The following is a 15,111-nucleotide window of genomic DNA, read 5'->3' on the forward strand; positions in this document are numbered from 1 at the left end:
GGCGGACCTTTGCCTTATGCCGAGATGCGGCGGATTTTTGCGCCCACGGCGGAGAGCTTGTCTTCGATGCGGTCATAGCCGCGGTCGAGGTGATAGATGCGATCGACCAGCGTTTCGCCCTGCGCAATCAGGCCGGCGATCACCAGGCTGGCCGAAGCGCGCAGGTCGGTCGCCATGACAGTCGCACCCGAGAGCTGCTCGACGCCCGTCACCATCGCCGTCTTGCCGTCGATGACGATGTTGGCACCCAGGCGGTTGAGTTCTTGCACGTGCATGAAGCGGTTTTCGAAGATCGTTTCCGTCACCGTGGCAGAACCCTCGGCAATGGCGTTGAGCATCATGAACTGCGCCTGCATGTCGGTCGGAAAGGCCGGGTATTCCGACGTGCGGAAGCTGACGGCCTTCGGGCGACCCGTCATCTGCACGCGGATCCAGTCGTCGCCCGTGGTGAGCGTGACGCCGGCCTCGCGCAGCTTGTCGAGCACCGCGTCGAGAATGCCCGGCGGCACATCGCGCAGCGTCACGTCGCCACCGGCCGCAGCCACCGCGCACAGGAAGGTGCCGGCTTCGATGCGATCGGCGATCACGGTGTGTTCGGCGCCGTGCAGCGCTTCTACACCCTGGATCACTAGGCGGTCGGTGCCGATGCCTTCGATGCGCGCGCCCATCTTCACGAGCAGGTTCGCGAGGTCGGTCACCTCCGGTTCGCGTGCGGCGTTTTCCAACACGGTTTCGCCGTCGGCCAGCGCAGCAGCCATCAGCAGGTTTTCAGTGCCCGTGACGGTCACCATGTCGGTGACGATGCGCGCGCCGCGCAGGCGCTTGGCGCCATCGGCGAGCTTCGCTTCGATGTAGCCGTGCTCGATGACGATCTCGGCGCCCATCAGCTGCAGGCCCTTGATGTGCTGATCGACCGGACGCGCACCGATGCCGCAACCGCCCGGCAGCGACACACGTGCATGACCAAAGCGCGCCAGCAACGGCCCCAGCACCAGGATCGACGCGCGCATGGTCTTCACCAGGTCGTACGACGCTTCCGGCGAGTGGATGACGGCAGCGTTGAGCGTGACTTCGTGGCCCTTCAGCGTGCCCTCCACGCCCATCTGGCGCAGCAGCTTGAGCATCGTGCGCACGTCCTGCAGGTTGGGCACGTTGTGCAGCACCAGCGGCTCGGGTGTCAGCAGCGCGGCGCACAGGATGGGCAGTGCAGCATTCTTGGCGCCAGACACGCGGATTTCGCCCGACAGCGGGCCATTGCCTTCGATCAGCAGTTTGTCCATGAGCGAGACGTCTCGTCGATCACTTTGGGAGGGGCACTCAACGAGCGCGGAATCGGAAACAGCAGCGGAATCGGTATCAGCGGTAACAACAGTGGGATCAAGCTCGGCCATCAGGACTGCCACTCCGCCGGGGTGAGCGTCTTCATGGACAGCGCGTGGATTTCCGCGCGCATGCGATCACCCAATGCGGCATAGACGAGCTGGTGGCGCTGGATCAGCCGCTTGCCTTCAAACTGCGCGCTGACGATGGTGGCAAAAAAGTGCTGGCCGTCGCCCTCGACTTCGAGGTGCTGGCACGGCAGGCCGGTTTCGATGTACTGCTTGACTTGTTCGGGTGTGGGCAACATGGCCTTCCCTCTCCTGCAAAACGTTAGGGTGGTGCGTCGTGTTGGTTTTATGGACGCATCAATGGCGCAGCTTGTAGCCCGTGCGCAGCATCTGCAGGGCAATCCCCCCCACCACGACCAGCGCGATCAGCATCACACCGAGGCTCGTCGCCACCGGCACATCGGACACGCCGAAGAAGCCATAGCGGAAGCCGTCGATCATGTAGAAGAACGGGTTGGCGTGGGACACCGCCTGCCAAAACGGCGGCAGTGAATGGATCGAATAGAACACGCCCGCCAGGAAGGTGGCCGGCACGATCAAGAAATTCTGGAACGCCGCGAGCTGGTCGAACTTCTCGGCCCAGATACCGGCGATCAACCCCAGCGTGCCGAGCACGGCGGCGCCCAGCACAGCAAACACGATGATCCACAGCGGCTGCGCGAAGTGCAGATGCGCGAACAGGGTCGTCACCACCAGCACGCCCGTTCCCACGGCCAGGCCGCGGATGACAGAGGCACACACGTAGGCGCCAAACATCTCCCAGTGTGACAACGGCGGCAGCATGATGAACACCAGATTGCCGGTGATCTTCGACTGGATGAGCGACGACGAGCTGTTGGCAAACGCGTTCTGCAGCACGCTCATCATCACCAGGCCAGGCACCAGAAAGGCGGTGTAGCTCAGCTGATCGAACACCTTCACGCGGTCTTCCAGCACGTGGCCGAAGATCAGCAGGTACAGCAGCGCGGTCAGTACCGGCGCAGCCACGGTCTGGAAGCTCACCTTCCAGAAGCGCAGTACTTCCTTGTACAGCAGCGTGCGGAAACCGACCCAGCGGCCCGGCAGGCTCTCGGGAATGGCGCTCATGCTGCAGGCTCCAGTGCGGTCTCGGGTATTTGCGGTACGGCGGGAATGCCACCTTCGCGGCGCATGATCTGCACGAACACGTCTTCTAGGTCAGCCTTGGCGATTTCCATGTCGTCGATCTCGCAGCCGGCCTGGCGGCAGGTGGAGAGAATCTGCTCGACCTCGCCGTAGCCCGACAGACGCAGGCGCACGCTGCGCTCACCGTGGTTGCCCGGCTGGCGCAACCCTTCGAGCGACGCCGGCAGCGCGCCATTCGCAAAGCTCAGCACCAGCTGCAGCCCCGCAAATTGCGACAGCAGATTGGCTGTGCGATCGAGCGCCACCACCTCGCCAAACTTCAGCATGGCGATGCGATCGCACAGCGATTCGGCTTCTTCCAGATAGTGCGTGGTCAGCACGACGGTGTGGCCTTCGCGGTTCAGGCGCGAGATGAACTTCCACAGCGTCTGGCGCAGTTCGACGTCCACACCGGCGGTCGGCTCGTCCAGCACGATCACGGGCGGGCGGTGTACCAGCGCCTGCGCCACCAGCACGCGGCGCTTCATGCCACCGGAGAGCGCACGCATGTTGGCGTCGGCCTTGCTGGTGAGATCCAGATTGGCCATGACTTCGTCGATCCAGTCGTCATTGTTGGTCAGGCCGAAATAGCCCGACTGCAGGCGCAGCGTCTCGCGCACCGTAAAGAACGGATCGAACACCAGTTCCTGCGGCACCACGCCGAGCTTGCGTCGCGCCGTGCGGTAATCGGAAACGACGTCGTGCCCGAGCACGCGCACGCTGCCGGAATCGGCACGATTCAGGCCCGCGAGAATGGAGATCAGCGTGGTCTTGCCCGCGCCGTTGGGGCCCAGCAGGCCAAAAAACTCGCCCTGCTCGACAGACAGGCTCACGCCCTTGAGCGCTTGCAACGACTTGTAGCGCTTGCGGACGTCAGCGATTTCGATGGCTTTCATGGCCGACAAAGTGAACTACCCTGCGCATCTCGCGGTTGTAGACCGACATGATCCTCGCGGACGCAGACGTCGCACGTGGCGACGGCAGAGCGACAAACCCAGAATTATAGGGGAACTGCACCAACCGACGTCGGCCCGGCTGGTGGCGCCGTGCCAATGTCACTGTGAGCGCGGCATCGCGGCGATATGGGGCAAACCGCCCTGCACCGGACGCCGCCTCAATGTCGTGCGTGATGGAGAGCTGCGGAAGACGCCGGCGCAATCGCCAGCAGGGATTCCACGCCATACAGCGTGGCAAGATTGGACAGCGCCTGCGGGGCGCCTGCAATATCAAGCGCAATACCGACCGTCTGCGCCGTGCGCTGCCAGGACAGCAGCACCGCCAGCGCCGAGGAATCGACCCGCGACAAGCCCGCGCAATCAACGCGCAGTGTGGCAACGCCCGCCCCACGCGCTTGGCTAAGCTGCGCCTCGCCCTCGCGCAGCACGCGCGGCGCTTCAAGCTGAGTCAGCGGGCCGGACAGGGTCAACATAGCGAAGGTGGATGCATCAGAAAAAGAAACAGCGGCCAGAGACGACCGCTGTTTCGATTCTACCGGAAGGCCGCTTACTTTGCCGGGCCCTTCTCAAGCTGCGCGTTGCGCTCGTTCAGGAAGCTGACCAAGCCGGCCACACCGCCGCGCTTGCTGATGACGTCGGCAAACTGGTTCTTGTACGTCTCCGACAGCCACAGGCCGCTGATGTTGATGTCGTACACCTTCCAGCCATTGCCCGTCTTTTCCATGCGGTAGTCCAGCGCCACCGGCTCACCGTTGTTGTTCACGGTCGAGCGGACCACCACGTCGGTGTCGTCGGCTGCGGCACGGAACGGCTTGTACGACACAGTCTGGTTCTTCACATTCGACAGCGCGCCGGCGTAGGTGCGGACCAACAGCGTCTTGAAACCGTCTTGAATCTGCTGTTGCTGCTCGGGCGTCGCCTGGCTCCAGAAGCGACCCATGGCGATCTGCGTGGTGCGCTTGAAATCGGCACGCGGCACGATCTTCTGGTCGACCAGTTGATAAACCTTCGACATGTTGCCACCGCGCAGCTCGGGGTCACCCTTGATGGTGGACAGCACATCGTCCACCGCGGCCTTGACGGTCGATTGCGCATCAGCCTCCTGGGCATGGACCGGAGCAGCAGACACTGCGGCCGTCAGCGCTAGGCCAGCAAACACGGAACGGAGAAAACTCTTCAACATATCGCGTCCTTCTTATGTGGTTCTTGGTTCGCATACGGCTGAGCCGCTGCGATGATTGGGTAGCTGTTAGAACGGGGCATCCGCGCTCAAGTTCGCGAATCATGCCCCGTTTTACGCCTTGTCACCGTTGAGGCAACGTTGTTACGAACGCCCCCTCAGCGGCGGAACACCGGCCAGTTGGGCGTAAAGCGGTGGTACGGCGAGACCGTCGCGTCACCCGTGTCCGGGGAGGACTTACCATCCTGGTCTTCCGGCAGATTGCCGTCATAGATCAGATAGCGGCGGCGCTGGAGATACGCATCGCGCATGAAGGTGTACTTATCGACGGCAGCCTGCTCGAATACATTGCTGGCGCCGAGCAGGTTCGCACGCACGTCCACCACCCGCAAGGCAGCCAGCGAATACGTGATCGCGCTGTCGTTGAAATACGTGAGCGGATCCATCTGCCAGTCGACCAGGAAGCCGGCGGTATCACGCACGGTGCTCGGGCCCAGCAGCGGCCACACAACATACGGACCGGCCGGCACACCCCACACGCCCAGCGTCTGGCCGAAATCTTCCTTGTGCTTGGGTAGACCGGCGTCCGAGGCGATGTCGATCAGGCCACCCAGGCCCAGCACGGTATTGATCGCCACGCGCATGGTGTCTTCCAGCGCGGCGGTGCCCTTCAGCTGCAGCAGGTTGTTGACGGCCGAATAGACATCGCCCGCGTTGGAGAAGAAGTTCGACACGGCCGTGCGCGCCGGCGACGGCACGACATCAACATAGGTTTGCGCAACCGGCTTCAGCACGCCCTTGTCGAGGTCTTCATTGATGCGGAAAACTTCGCGGTTGAATGGTTCGATCGGGTCGGCCGGATTGGCATTCGGCCCCGTGGCGCAACCTGCCAGTAGCGAGGCGCCCGCGGCCACTGCTAGCGCAATGCCGCGCAGCATTCGGATGGATGTTGTTGTTTTCATGGTTTATTGACTCCCACTGCCCCCAGCGGGCTTGGCGCCGCCGGCACTGCCGCCATTGCTGCTGCCGGCGCCGGCATCGGCCGCCTTGCTGTAGAGGAACTGACTGATCAAGTTCTCCAGCACCACCGCCGACTGCGTCATGGTGATCTTGCTGCCGCCGGCCAGCATGGCCGAATCGCCACCCGGCTCCAGGCCAACGTACTGCTCGCCCAACAGACCCGACGTCAGGATCTTGGCCGAGCTGTCTTTCGGAAACTGGTAGCGCTGATCCATGTCGAGCACGACGGTCGCCTGGTAGGTCTTGTCGTCAAACAGAATCTGCGACACGCGCCCGACCACCACGCCGGCGCTCTTGACCGGCGCACGCACCTTCAGGCCGCCGATGTTGTCGAAGGCGGCCTTCACCTGATAGGTCTTGGCAAACGAGAACGCGCTCATGTTGCCGGCCTTGAGCGCCAGAAACAGCAGCGCCACGATGCCCACCAGCACGAACAGTCCGACCCAGAAATCGAGGAGGCTCTTACGCATGATCTTTTCTCTTTGAACGACAGCCAGAGGGATGATGTTTAGCTGAACATCAACGCCGTCAGCACAAAATCCAGCGCCAGCACGGCCAGCGACGCAATCACCACCGTGCGCGTGGTGGCGCGCGACACGCCCTCGGGCGTCGCCTTGGCCTCATAGCCTTGAAACAGCGCGATGAAGGTCACGGCCACGCCAAACACCACACTCTTGATGACGCCGTTGACGACGTCGTCCATCACGTCCACGCCTGCCTGCATCTGCGACCAGAACGCGCCGGGGTCCACCCCGATCAGGCCAACACCGACGAAGTATCCGCCCAGAATGCCGACGGCGCTGAAGATGGCGGCCAGCAACGGCATGGCGATCAAACCCGCCCAGAAACGCGGCGCCAACACGCGGGCCAGCGGGTCGACCGCCATCATTTCCATGGCGATCAATTGTTCGCCAGCCTTCATCAGGCCAATCTCGGCGGTGAGCGACGTGCCGGCGCGGCCAGCAAAGAGCAGTGCAGTCACCACCGGCCCCAGTTCACGCACCAGCGACAGCGCCACCAGCAGGCCCAGCGCCTGCTCGGAACCATAGCGATTGAGCGTGTAGTAGCCCTGCAGGCCCAGCACGAAGCCGACGAACAGGCCCGACACCGCGATGATGATGAACGAATCGTTGCCGATGAAACGCAGTTGCTCGATCACCAGGCGCGGACGGCGCAGCACATCGCCCGAGGCCGCAAACAGCGTGGCCAGCATGCGCGCACCATAGCCAAGGCGGCCGATGAGCGAGCGCACCAGGGAGCCGATCGTCGAGATCATTGCGCGCCCCCGTTCTTGCCCAAACCGAAATCATCGACCAGGGACGCGCCCGGGTAGTGGAAGGGCACGGGGCCATCCGCCTCGCCGTGCACGAACTGGCGCACGAACGGGTCGGTGGAGGCCATGAGATCTGCCGGTGCGCCCTCGGCGGCGATACCACCGTTGGCGATGAAGTAGACGTAGTCCGCAATGTGGAACGTTTCCTGCACATCGTGCGAGACGATGATGCTGGTCGCGCCCAGCGCGTCGTTCAGCTTGCGGATGAGTGAGGCGGTGAGGCCCAGCGAAATCGGGTCCAGCCCCGCAAACGGCTCGTCGTAGAGGATGAGCGAGGGGTCCAGCGCAATCGCACGCGCCAGTGCCACGCGTCGGGCCATGCCACCGGAAATCTGCGAAGGCATGAGATCGCGTGCGCCGCGCAGGCCAACAGCGTTGAGCTTCATCAGCACGAGGTCGCGGATCAGCGGCTCGGGCAGCTCGGTATGTTCGCGCAGCGGAAATGCGACATTGTCGAACACGGACATGTCGGTAAACAGCGCGCCGAACTGGAAGAGCATGCCCATCTGGCGCCGCGCTGCATACAGCGCGGGCTTGTCCATGGCGCCAATATCCTGGCCCAGTACGCGGACCGTACCTGCCGCAGCCCCGACCTGCCCGCCGATCAAGCGCAGGATCGTCGTCTTGCCGCAGCCTGAACCGCCCATGACCGCCACCACGCTGCCCTTGGGCACGCGCATGCACAGGCCGGACAGAATCCGCCGTTCGCCCGGCTGGTAGGCGAAATCGACCTGGTCGAGCTCGACAACGGCAGTGGAAGGCTGGGTGGACACGGTGGCGTTTGGGTACGGGAGGCTCGGTTATCTCGCGGCGGGGATGCGTGCCGCGTCTTATTGTGTTCGCTAGCCGTACCGGTTCGGTACGGGCCGCCATTATAGGTGGAAACCCGCGTAGCCCGTCAGTCACGCCATGCTTACCTACAGTTTGTGTGGCTGAAGCGCTGCGCCGCTGGAGCCATGCCTTGCGAACTGCTGAAAAGCCTGCACGCGCGCACTCCGTGGCGACCTATTCGCCGCGGCTCAGGCGCAGATCGGCTTGGTGGACCAGCGTCTGCCAATGGTTGGCATCTCGACGGATGGCTTGGGCGAAGGTCTCAGGGGCGTCCCATTCTGGCTCGAAGCCACCGGCGCGCAAAGTGGCGCGAACATCGCTTGCGGTAAGTGCGCGCCGGAGCTCGACGGCCGCGCGGATCGATAGGACCTTGGGCGTGCGCGCCGGCATGAACACACCCACCCAGGCACTGCGGTCGAACCCCACCAGCCCGGCTTCGCGCAAGGTCGGGACATCCGGCGCGAAGGGAGAACGCGCGGCGCCAGTCACCCCCAGCAAGCGCAACTGCCCGCTCGCCATGCCCATCGCCAAGCTCGGAAAGCTCGCAAAGCACGCCGTCATGCGTCCGGCCAACACCTGTTGCACGACCGCGGCTTCGCCCTTGAGCGAGACATGCGGCGCGTGGATCGCGTAATCGCGGACGAACTGCTCGGCTACGAGGTGCGACCACGTGCCAAGCGCCTCCGAACCGCAATTGACGCTGACCGATTCCGCGCGCGCCAGGGCAACCAGATCGGCCACGGAGCCAATCGGCAGGCGGGCGTCGACTGCCAGAAAAAGCGGCAGCGTCGCCACCATGGCGACGGGCAAGAAGTCGCGCAACGGGTCGTAGGGCGCGGGCTCCAGCGCGGGCTGTGTGACGAAAGTGGTTTGGTGCAGCAACCAAGTGTGACCATCGGACGGAGCGCGCGCAACCGATTCGCCGGCCGCCATGCCATTGGCGGCAGGGCGATCCTCGACATTGGCCGGGCGGCCGAGTTGCTGCTGCAGCTGCACGGCCAGCGCCCGAGCCAGGGCATCAAATACGCTGCCCTCCGCTGCCGGCACAACGAGGCGCAGCGGCTGCGACGAATAGCCCAGCAGCTCCGCGCGGGCTGGCAGCCCCAACACGACCGGCAATGCTGCGAGCCACACCATGGTGCGGCGTCGGCGCACGTCCGGCGCGCCGGGAACATCTGCGGGCACATTGCTGGCGCAGGCTTGCATGGGGGTGGGGGGTCTCGGGGAAATCTCATTCTAGAAATCTGCCCATCCGCCCTGCACCCATGTAAACCATGTCGATGTAAACCATGAAGCGACGACCGGCCCCAAAGAAAAAGGCTCGCCGAAGCGAGCCCTGGGTCAGACAGTCAACCGCGTGGTCAGCGCGGCAGTTCCGTATGGCCCATGAGAAACGCGTCCACCGAGCGCGCAGCCTGACGGCCTTCGCGGATGGCCCACACGACCAGCGACTGGCCACGGCGCACGTCGCCGGCGGCGAACACCTTCGGCACGTTGGTGGCGTAGGCGTTGTCGCCTTCGGTGGCGGCACGGGCGTTGTTGCGTGCATCCTTGGTCACGCCGAAGGCATCCAGCACGCCGCCGACCGGGTTGGTAAAGCCCATCGCCAGCAGCACGAGGTCGGCCTTGAGCGTGAATTCGCTACCTTCGACCTCGCTCATCTTGCCGTCCTTCCACTCCAGGCGCACGGCCTTGAGACCGGTCACACGGCCGTTCTCGCCGATGAGTTCCTTGGTGGCCACCGACCAGTCGCGCTCGCAGCCTTCGTCATGCGACGACGACGTGCGCAGCTTGATTGGCCAGTACGGCCACACCAGCGGCTTGTTCTCTTCTTCGGGCGGGCGCGGCAGCAGTTCGAACTGCGTGACCGATGCAGCGCCATGGCGGTTGGACGTGCCAACGCAGTCCGAACCGGTATCGCCGCCGCCGATCACGATGACGTGCTTGCCATCCGCGCGGATCGGGTTGGGTGCGTCGCCGGCCACTTCCTTGTTCTGCGGGATCAGGAATTCGAGCGCGTAGTGCACGCCGTCCAGATCACGGCCCGGCACTGGCAAATCGCGCGGCACTTCCGAACCGCCCGTCAGCACGACAGCGTCGAACTGCTTGAGGATGTCGTCGGCAGCGATGGTTTCGCGTGCGTCGTTGACGATGCCGGCGGGCATCGTTGCGTTGCCCACCATCACGCCGGTGCGGAACGTCACGCCTTCGGCTTCCATCTGCTGCATGCGGCGGTCGATCTGGGCCTTTTCCAGCTTGAAGTCGGGGATGCCGTAGCGCAGCAGGCCGCCAATGCGGTCGTTCTTTTCGAACAGCGTCACGTCGTGGCCGGCGCGTGCCAGTTGCTGCGCAGCGGCCATGCCAGCGGGGCCCGAGCCGACCACGGCCACGGTCTTGCCGGTCTTGTGCTTCGGCACTTGCGGTGCGACCCAACCCTCTTCCCAGGCCTTGTCGATGATGGCGTGCTCGATCGACTTGATACCGACCGGCAGTTCATTGATGCCCAACGTGCACGCCGCTTCGCACGGTGCCGGGCAGATGCGGCCCGTGAACTCGGGGAAGTTGTTGGTGGAGTGCAGCACTTCGATCGCGGTCTTCCAATCCTGGCGATACACCAAGTCGTTGAAGTCCGGGATGATGTTGTTGACCGGGCAGCCGTTATTGCAGAACGGAATGCCGCAGTCCATGCAGCGTGCGCCCTGGATCTTGGCTTCGTTGTCCGCCAGCGCGAACACGAACTCCTTGTAATGCTTCACGCGCGCTTCGGGCGCTTCGTATGCCTCGTTCTGGCGGGGAAATTCGAGAAAACCGGTCGCCTTGCCCATGATGTCCTTCCTGACCCGATTCCTTCCGGCACAGCATCGCTTGCCGGGCGCTCGGGCCTGTCTTGTGAGGTTGCGTTTATTCAGTGGCGGCGGGTGATGGATCTTGTGGGATCAACCACCCGCCTAGTCGCTTGGAGTTGGCTCAGGCCGCGATCTGTTCGCGGGCGGCTTCCTGTTCGCGCTCGTACATCTCGGTCAGCGCGCGCTTGTACTCGGTCGGGAAGACCTTGACGAAACGGCGGCGCGCGTTGCTCCAGTCGGCCAGCAGTTCCTTGGCACGCTCGGAGCCGGTGTAGCGGAAGTGCTTTTCCACCAGCGCCTTGAGCAGTTGCTCGTCGAGCACGCGCTCGCCATCGACCTTGTGCCATGTCGCCTGCGTGTGCGCCTTCTCTTGGTCTGCCGCCGACAGCACGGATTCCAGCGCGACCTGCGCCGTGTTGCAGCGCTTGTCGAACAGGCCGTCTTCGTCATAGACGTAGGCCACGCCGCCCGACATGCCCGCCGCGAAGTTGCGGCCAGTCGCGCCCAGCACGACGACGGTGCCGCCGGTCATGTACTCGCAACCGTGGTCGCCGGTGCCTTCCACCACCGTGGTGGCGCCAGAGTTACGCACCGCAAAGCGCTCGCCGGCCACGCCGTTGAAGAACGCTTCACCGGCCAGCGCGCCGTACAGCACGGTGTTGCCGACGATGATGTTGCTGGTCGGCTCGCCGCGGAACTCGTGCGGCGGGCGCACAATCACGCGGCCGCCCGACAGGCCCTTGCCCACGTAGTCGTTGCCATCGCCCACCAGATCCAGCGTCACGCCGTGCGCCAGGAACGCCGCGAACGACTGACCTGCCGTGCCCTGCATCTGCACATGGATCGAGTCATCGGGCAGACCTTCATGGCCATAGCGCTTCGCCACTTCACCGGAGAGCATCGCGCCCACGGTACGGTTGACGTTGCGCACCGGCTGGATGAACGAGACGCGCTCGCCCTTCTCGATCGCAGCCTTGGCCTTCTCGATGAGTTGGTGATCCAGCGCGCGGTCCAGGCCGTGGTCTTGCACGTCGACCTGGTAGCACGGCTCGCCTTCCTTCTTGGCCGGCTGATAGAAGATGCGCGCGAAGTCCAGACCGCGAGCCTTCCAGTGTTCGATACCGGCCTTGGTGTCGAGCAGATCAGCGCGGCCGATCAGCTCGTTGAACGAGCGGATACCCAGTTGCGCCATGATCTCGCGCACTTCTTCGGCCACGAAGAAGAAGTAGTTCACCACGTGCTCGGGCTTGCCCGAGAACTTCTTGCGCAGCACCGGATCCTGCGTCGCCACGCCCACCGGGCAGGTGTTCAGGTGGCACTTGCGCATCATGATGCAGCCCTCGACCACCAGCGGTGCCGTGGCGAAGCCGAATTCGTCCGCGCCCAACAGCGCGCCGATCACGACGTCGCGGCCGGTCTTCATCTGGCCATCGGCCTGAACGCGGATGCGGTTGCGCAAGCCGTTGAGCATCAGCGTCTGCTGCGTCTCGGCCAGGCCCAGTTCCCACGGCGTGCCTGCGTGCTTGATCGACGACCACGGCGAAGCGCCCGTGCCACCGTCATGGCCGGCGATCACCACGTGATCGGCCTTGGCCTTGGCGACACCCGCGGCCACCGTGCCCACGCCCACTTCCGACACCAGCTTGACCGACACGTCCGAACGCGGGTTCACGTTCTTCAGGTCGTGGATGAGCTGCGCCAGATCTTCAATCGAGTAGATGTCGTGGTGCGGCGGCGGCGAAATCAGGCCCACGCCCGGCACGGCGTAACGCAGCTTGCCGATGTAGTCCGTGACCTTGTGACCAGGCAGCTGACCACCTTCGCCAGGCTTGGCGCCCTGCGCCATCTTGATCTGAATTTGATCCGCAGACGCCAGGTACTCGGCCGTCACGCCAAAGCGGCCCGACGCCACCTGCTTGATCTTCGAGCGCAGCGAATCGCCCTCTTGCAGCTCCAAGTCACGCTCAACCACTTCGCGGCCGATCACGTCCGACAGCTTGGTGCCCTGCTTGATAGGAATGCCGCGCAGTTCGTTGCGATAACGGCGCTCGTCTTCACCGCCCTCACCCGTGTTCGACTTGCCGCCGATGCGGTTCATCGCCACAGCCAGCGTGGTGTGGGCTTCGGTCGAAATCGAGCCCAGCGACATTGCGCCGGTAGCGAAACGCTTGACGATCTCCTTGGCCGATTCCACTTCTTCCAGCGGAATGGCGCGTGCCGGGTCCACCTTGAACTCGAACAGGCCGCGCAGCGTCATGTGGCGGCGGCTCTGGTCGTTGATCAGGTTGGCGTATTCCTTGTACGTCTGGTACGAATTCGCGCGCGTGGCATGTTGCAGCTTGGCGATCGAATCCGGGGTCCACATGTGCTCTTCGCCGCGGACGCGGTAGGCGTATTCACCGCCGGCGTCCAGCATGTTGGCCAGCACCGGCGCATCGCCAAAGGCGTCGCGGTGCAGGCGCAGGGCTTCTTCGGCCACTTCGAAGATGCCGATGCCGCCCACGTTCGACGCGGTGCCGTGGAAGTACTTGTCCACCAGCTCGCGCGACAGGCCGATCGCCTCGAAGATCTGCGCGCCGGTGTACGACATGTACGTCGAGATGCCCATCTTGGACATCACCTTGTGCAGGCCCTTGCCGATCGCCTTGGTGAAGTTGTAGACCGCCTTTTCAGGCGTCACGCCCAGGCCCGGGGCCAGCTCGGCCAGCGTTTCCATCGCCAGGTAGGGGTGCACGGCTTCGGCACCGTAGCCCGCCAGCAGCGCGAAGTGGTGCACTTCACGTGCGGAACCGGTTTCGACCACCAGACCGGTGCTCGTGCGCAGACCCTTCTCCACCAGGTGATGGTGGATGGCGGACGTGGCCAGCAGTGCCGGAATGGCCGCCTGCTTCTCGTCGACCGCACGGTCCGACACGATCAGGATGTTGTAGCCCGACTTGACCGCATCCACAGCCTCGGCGCACAGCGAGGCCAGGCGCGCTTCGATGCCCTCCTTGCCCCAGGCCACCGGGTAGCAGATGTTCAGCTCGTAAGCCATGAACTTGCCGCCGGTGTAGTGCTCGATGTTGCGGATCTTCGCCATGTCCTTGAAGTCCAGCACGGGCTGGCTGACTTCCAAGCGCATCGGCGGGTTGATGTTGTTCAACTCGAGCAGGTTCGGCTTCGGCCCGATGAACGAGACGAGCGACATCACCACGTTTTCGCGGATCGGGTCGATCGGCGGGTTCGTGACCTGCGCGAACAGCTGCTTGAAGTAGTTGTAGAGCGTCTTGTTCTTGGAGGACAGCACGGCCAGCGGGCTGTCGTTGCCCATCGAGCCGGCGGCTTCTTCGCCGTTGGCAGCCATCGGCGCCATCAGGAACTTGACGTCTTCCTGGGTGTAGCCGAACGACTGCTGGCGATCCAGCAGCTTGGCGGCCGGCTTGGTCTCGGCAGCCACGTCTTCGGGCTTGGCGTCCAGCTCGTCGAGCTTGATGCGCACGGCGTCGATCCAGCTCTTGTACGGCTTGGCGTTGGCCAGGTTGTCCTTGAGCTCCTTGTCGTCGATGATGCGGCCCTGCTCCATGTCGATCAGGAACATCTTGCCCGGCTGCAGGCGCCACTTCTTGACGATGCGCGACTCGGGGATCGGCAGCACGCCGGCTTCCGAAGCCATCACGACCATGTCGTCGTCGGTCACGTAGTAGCGCGCGGGGCGCAGGCCGTTACGGTCGAGCGTCGCGCCGATCTGGCGGCCATCGGTAAAGCAGATGGCGGCGGGGCCGTCCCACGGCTCCATCATCGCGGCGTGGTATTCGTAGAAGGCGCGACGGTTGTCATCCATCAGCGTGTGCTGTTCCCACGCTTCCGGAATCATCATCATCATCGCCTGGGCCAGCGGATAGCCGGCCATCGTCAGCAGTTCGAGGCAGTTGTCGAACGATGCCGTATCCGATTGGCCCGGATAGATCAGCGGCCAGAGCTTGGGCAGGTCATCGCCCAGCACCGGCGACGAGATGCCGCCCGTGCGGGCGTTGATCCAGTTGACGTTGCCCTTGACGGTGTTGATTTCGCCGTTGTGCGCGACCATGCGGTACGGGTGCGCCAGCTCCCAGGCGGGGAACGTGTTGGTCGAGAAACGCTGGTGCACCAGCGCCAGCGCCGACACCGTGCGCGGGTCCGCCAGGTCTTGGTAGTAGCGGCCAACCTGTTCGCACAGCAGCAGGCCCTTGTAGACGATCGTGCGCGCCGACATCGACGGCACGAAGTATTCCTTGCCGTGCTTGAGCTTGAGCGCCTGGATGGCGTGACTGGCGGTCTTGCGGATCACGTACAGCTTCCGCTCCAGCGCATCGGTAGTCATGATGTCGCGGCCACGCCCGATGAAGATCTGGCGGATCACCGGCTCGGTCTTCTGCACCGAGGGCGACATCGG

The 15,111-nt window shown here is 64.1% G+C and carries 13 protein-coding genes; all 13 read right to left on the reverse strand.

Annotated features, from left to right (window positions below; translation table 11 throughout):
- Window positions 1–14 precede the first annotated feature (14 nt).
- Window positions 15–1,280, reverse strand: a complete 1,266-nt coding sequence (gene murA / locus AB0305_RS10050) for a UDP-N-acetylglucosamine 1-carboxyvinyltransferase (protein WP_366172796.1) — start codon at window positions 1,278–1,280, stop codon at window positions 15–17.
- Window positions 1,281–1,390: 110 nt separating this feature from the next.
- Window positions 1,391–1,627, reverse strand: a complete 237-nt coding sequence (locus AB0305_RS10055) for a BolA family protein (protein ID WP_021197529.1) — start codon at window positions 1,625–1,627, stop codon at window positions 1,391–1,393.
- A gap of 58 nt (window positions 1,628–1,685) precedes the next feature.
- Window positions 1,686–2,474 (reverse strand): ABC transporter permease, encoded by a 789-nt coding sequence (locus AB0305_RS10060; protein WP_039598747.1) that lies wholly within the window; start codon window positions 2,472–2,474, stop codon window positions 1,686–1,688.
- Window positions 2,471–3,427: an ABC transporter ATP-binding protein gene (locus AB0305_RS10065; RefSeq protein ID WP_366172774.1), complete on the reverse strand. Its 957-nt coding sequence runs from the start codon at window positions 3,425–3,427 to the stop codon at window positions 2,471–2,473. Before AB0305_RS10065 ends, AB0305_RS10060 begins: the two co-directional genes overlap by 4 nt.
- A gap of 218 nt (window positions 3,428–3,645) precedes the next feature.
- Window positions 3,646–3,960, reverse strand: a complete 315-nt coding sequence (locus AB0305_RS10070; RefSeq protein WP_366172776.1) for an STAS domain-containing protein — start codon at window positions 3,958–3,960, stop codon at window positions 3,646–3,648.
- A gap of 74 nt (window positions 3,961–4,034) precedes the next feature.
- Window positions 4,035–4,670 (reverse strand): phospholipid-binding protein MlaC, encoded by a 636-nt coding sequence (locus AB0305_RS10075; RefSeq protein ID WP_366172778.1) that lies wholly within the window; start codon window positions 4,668–4,670, stop codon window positions 4,035–4,037.
- Window positions 4,671–4,825: 155 nt separating this feature from the next.
- Window positions 4,826–5,629: a VacJ family lipoprotein gene (locus tag AB0305_RS10080; protein ID WP_366172780.1), complete on the reverse strand. Its 804-nt coding sequence runs from the start codon at window positions 5,627–5,629 to the stop codon at window positions 4,826–4,828.
- Window positions 5,630–5,632: 3 nt separating this feature from the next.
- A complete protein-coding gene (gene mlaD, locus AB0305_RS10085) occupies window positions 5,633–6,157 on the reverse strand; it encodes an outer membrane lipid asymmetry maintenance protein MlaD (RefSeq protein WP_366172782.1) in 525 nt (174 codons plus the stop codon).
- A gap of 38 nt (window positions 6,158–6,195) precedes the next feature.
- The gene (mlaE, locus tag AB0305_RS10090; protein WP_366172784.1) at window positions 6,196–6,963 is read right to left on the reverse strand and encodes a lipid asymmetry maintenance ABC transporter permease subunit MlaE; all 768 of its coding nucleotides are present in this window, start codon (window positions 6,961–6,963) and stop codon (window positions 6,196–6,198) included.
- Entirely contained in the window at window positions 6,960–7,793 is an 834-nt protein-coding gene (locus tag AB0305_RS10095; protein WP_366172786.1) for an ABC transporter ATP-binding protein, read from the reverse strand. Before AB0305_RS10095 ends, mlaE begins: the two co-directional genes overlap by 4 nt.
- 232 nt (window positions 7,794–8,025) lie before the next feature.
- A complete protein-coding gene (locus AB0305_RS10100) occupies window positions 8,026–9,057 on the reverse strand; it encodes a tripartite tricarboxylate transporter substrate binding protein (protein WP_366172788.1) in 1,032 nt (343 codons plus the stop codon).
- Window positions 9,058–9,212: 155 nt separating this feature from the next.
- The gene (locus AB0305_RS10105) at window positions 9,213–10,676 is read right to left on the reverse strand and encodes a glutamate synthase subunit beta (protein ID WP_366172790.1); all 1,464 of its coding nucleotides are present in this window, start codon (window positions 10,674–10,676) and stop codon (window positions 9,213–9,215) included.
- A 142-nt stretch (window positions 10,677–10,818) separates the two neighbouring features.
- Window positions 10,819–15,096, reverse strand: a complete 4,278-nt coding sequence (locus AB0305_RS10110) for a glutamate synthase-related protein (RefSeq protein WP_366172792.1) — start codon at window positions 15,094–15,096, stop codon at window positions 10,819–10,821.
- Window positions 15,097–15,111: the final 15 nt, after the last annotated feature.

The sequence above is a fragment of the Arthrobacter sp. NPDC080086 genome (assembly GCF_040702285.1).

Coding starts and splice junctions, on each gene's coding strand:
- mlaD (WP_366172782.1), bottom strand. CDS start 6,157: ATGCGTAAGAGCCTCCTCGATTTCTGGGTCGGACTGTTCGTGCTGGTG.
- AB0305_RS10060 (WP_039598747.1), bottom strand. CDS start 2,474: ATGAGCGCCATTCCCGAGAGCCTGCCGGGCCGCTGGGTCGGTTTCCGC.
- AB0305_RS10075 (WP_366172778.1), bottom strand. CDS start 4,670: ATGTTGAAGAGTTTTCTCCGTTCCGTGTTTGCTGGCCTAGCGCTGACG.
- AB0305_RS10105 (WP_366172790.1), bottom strand. CDS start 10,676: ATGGGCAAGGCGACCGGTTTTCTCGAATTTCCCCGCCAGAACGAGGCA.
- AB0305_RS10055 (WP_021197529.1), bottom strand. CDS start 1,627: ATGTTGCCCACACCCGAACAAGTCAAGCAGTACATCGAAACCGGCCTG.
- AB0305_RS10100 (WP_366172788.1), bottom strand. CDS start 9,057: ATGCAAGCCTGCGCCAGCAATGTGCCCGCAGATGTTCCCGGCGCGCCG.
- AB0305_RS10065 (WP_366172774.1), bottom strand. CDS start 3,427: ATGAAAGCCATCGAAATCGCTGACGTCCGCAAGCGCTACAAGTCGTTG.
- murA (WP_366172796.1), bottom strand. CDS start 1,280: ATGGACAAACTGCTGATCGAAGGCAATGGCCCGCTGTCGGGCGAAATC.
- mlaE (WP_366172784.1), bottom strand. CDS start 6,963: ATGATCTCGACGATCGGCTCCCTGGTGCGCTCGCTCATCGGCCGCCTT.
- AB0305_RS10080 (WP_366172780.1), bottom strand. CDS start 5,629: ATGAAAACAACAACATCCATCCGAATGCTGCGCGGCATTGCGCTAGCA.
- AB0305_RS10070 (WP_366172776.1), bottom strand. CDS start 3,960: ATGTTGACCCTGTCCGGCCCGCTGACTCAGCTTGAAGCGCCGCGCGTG.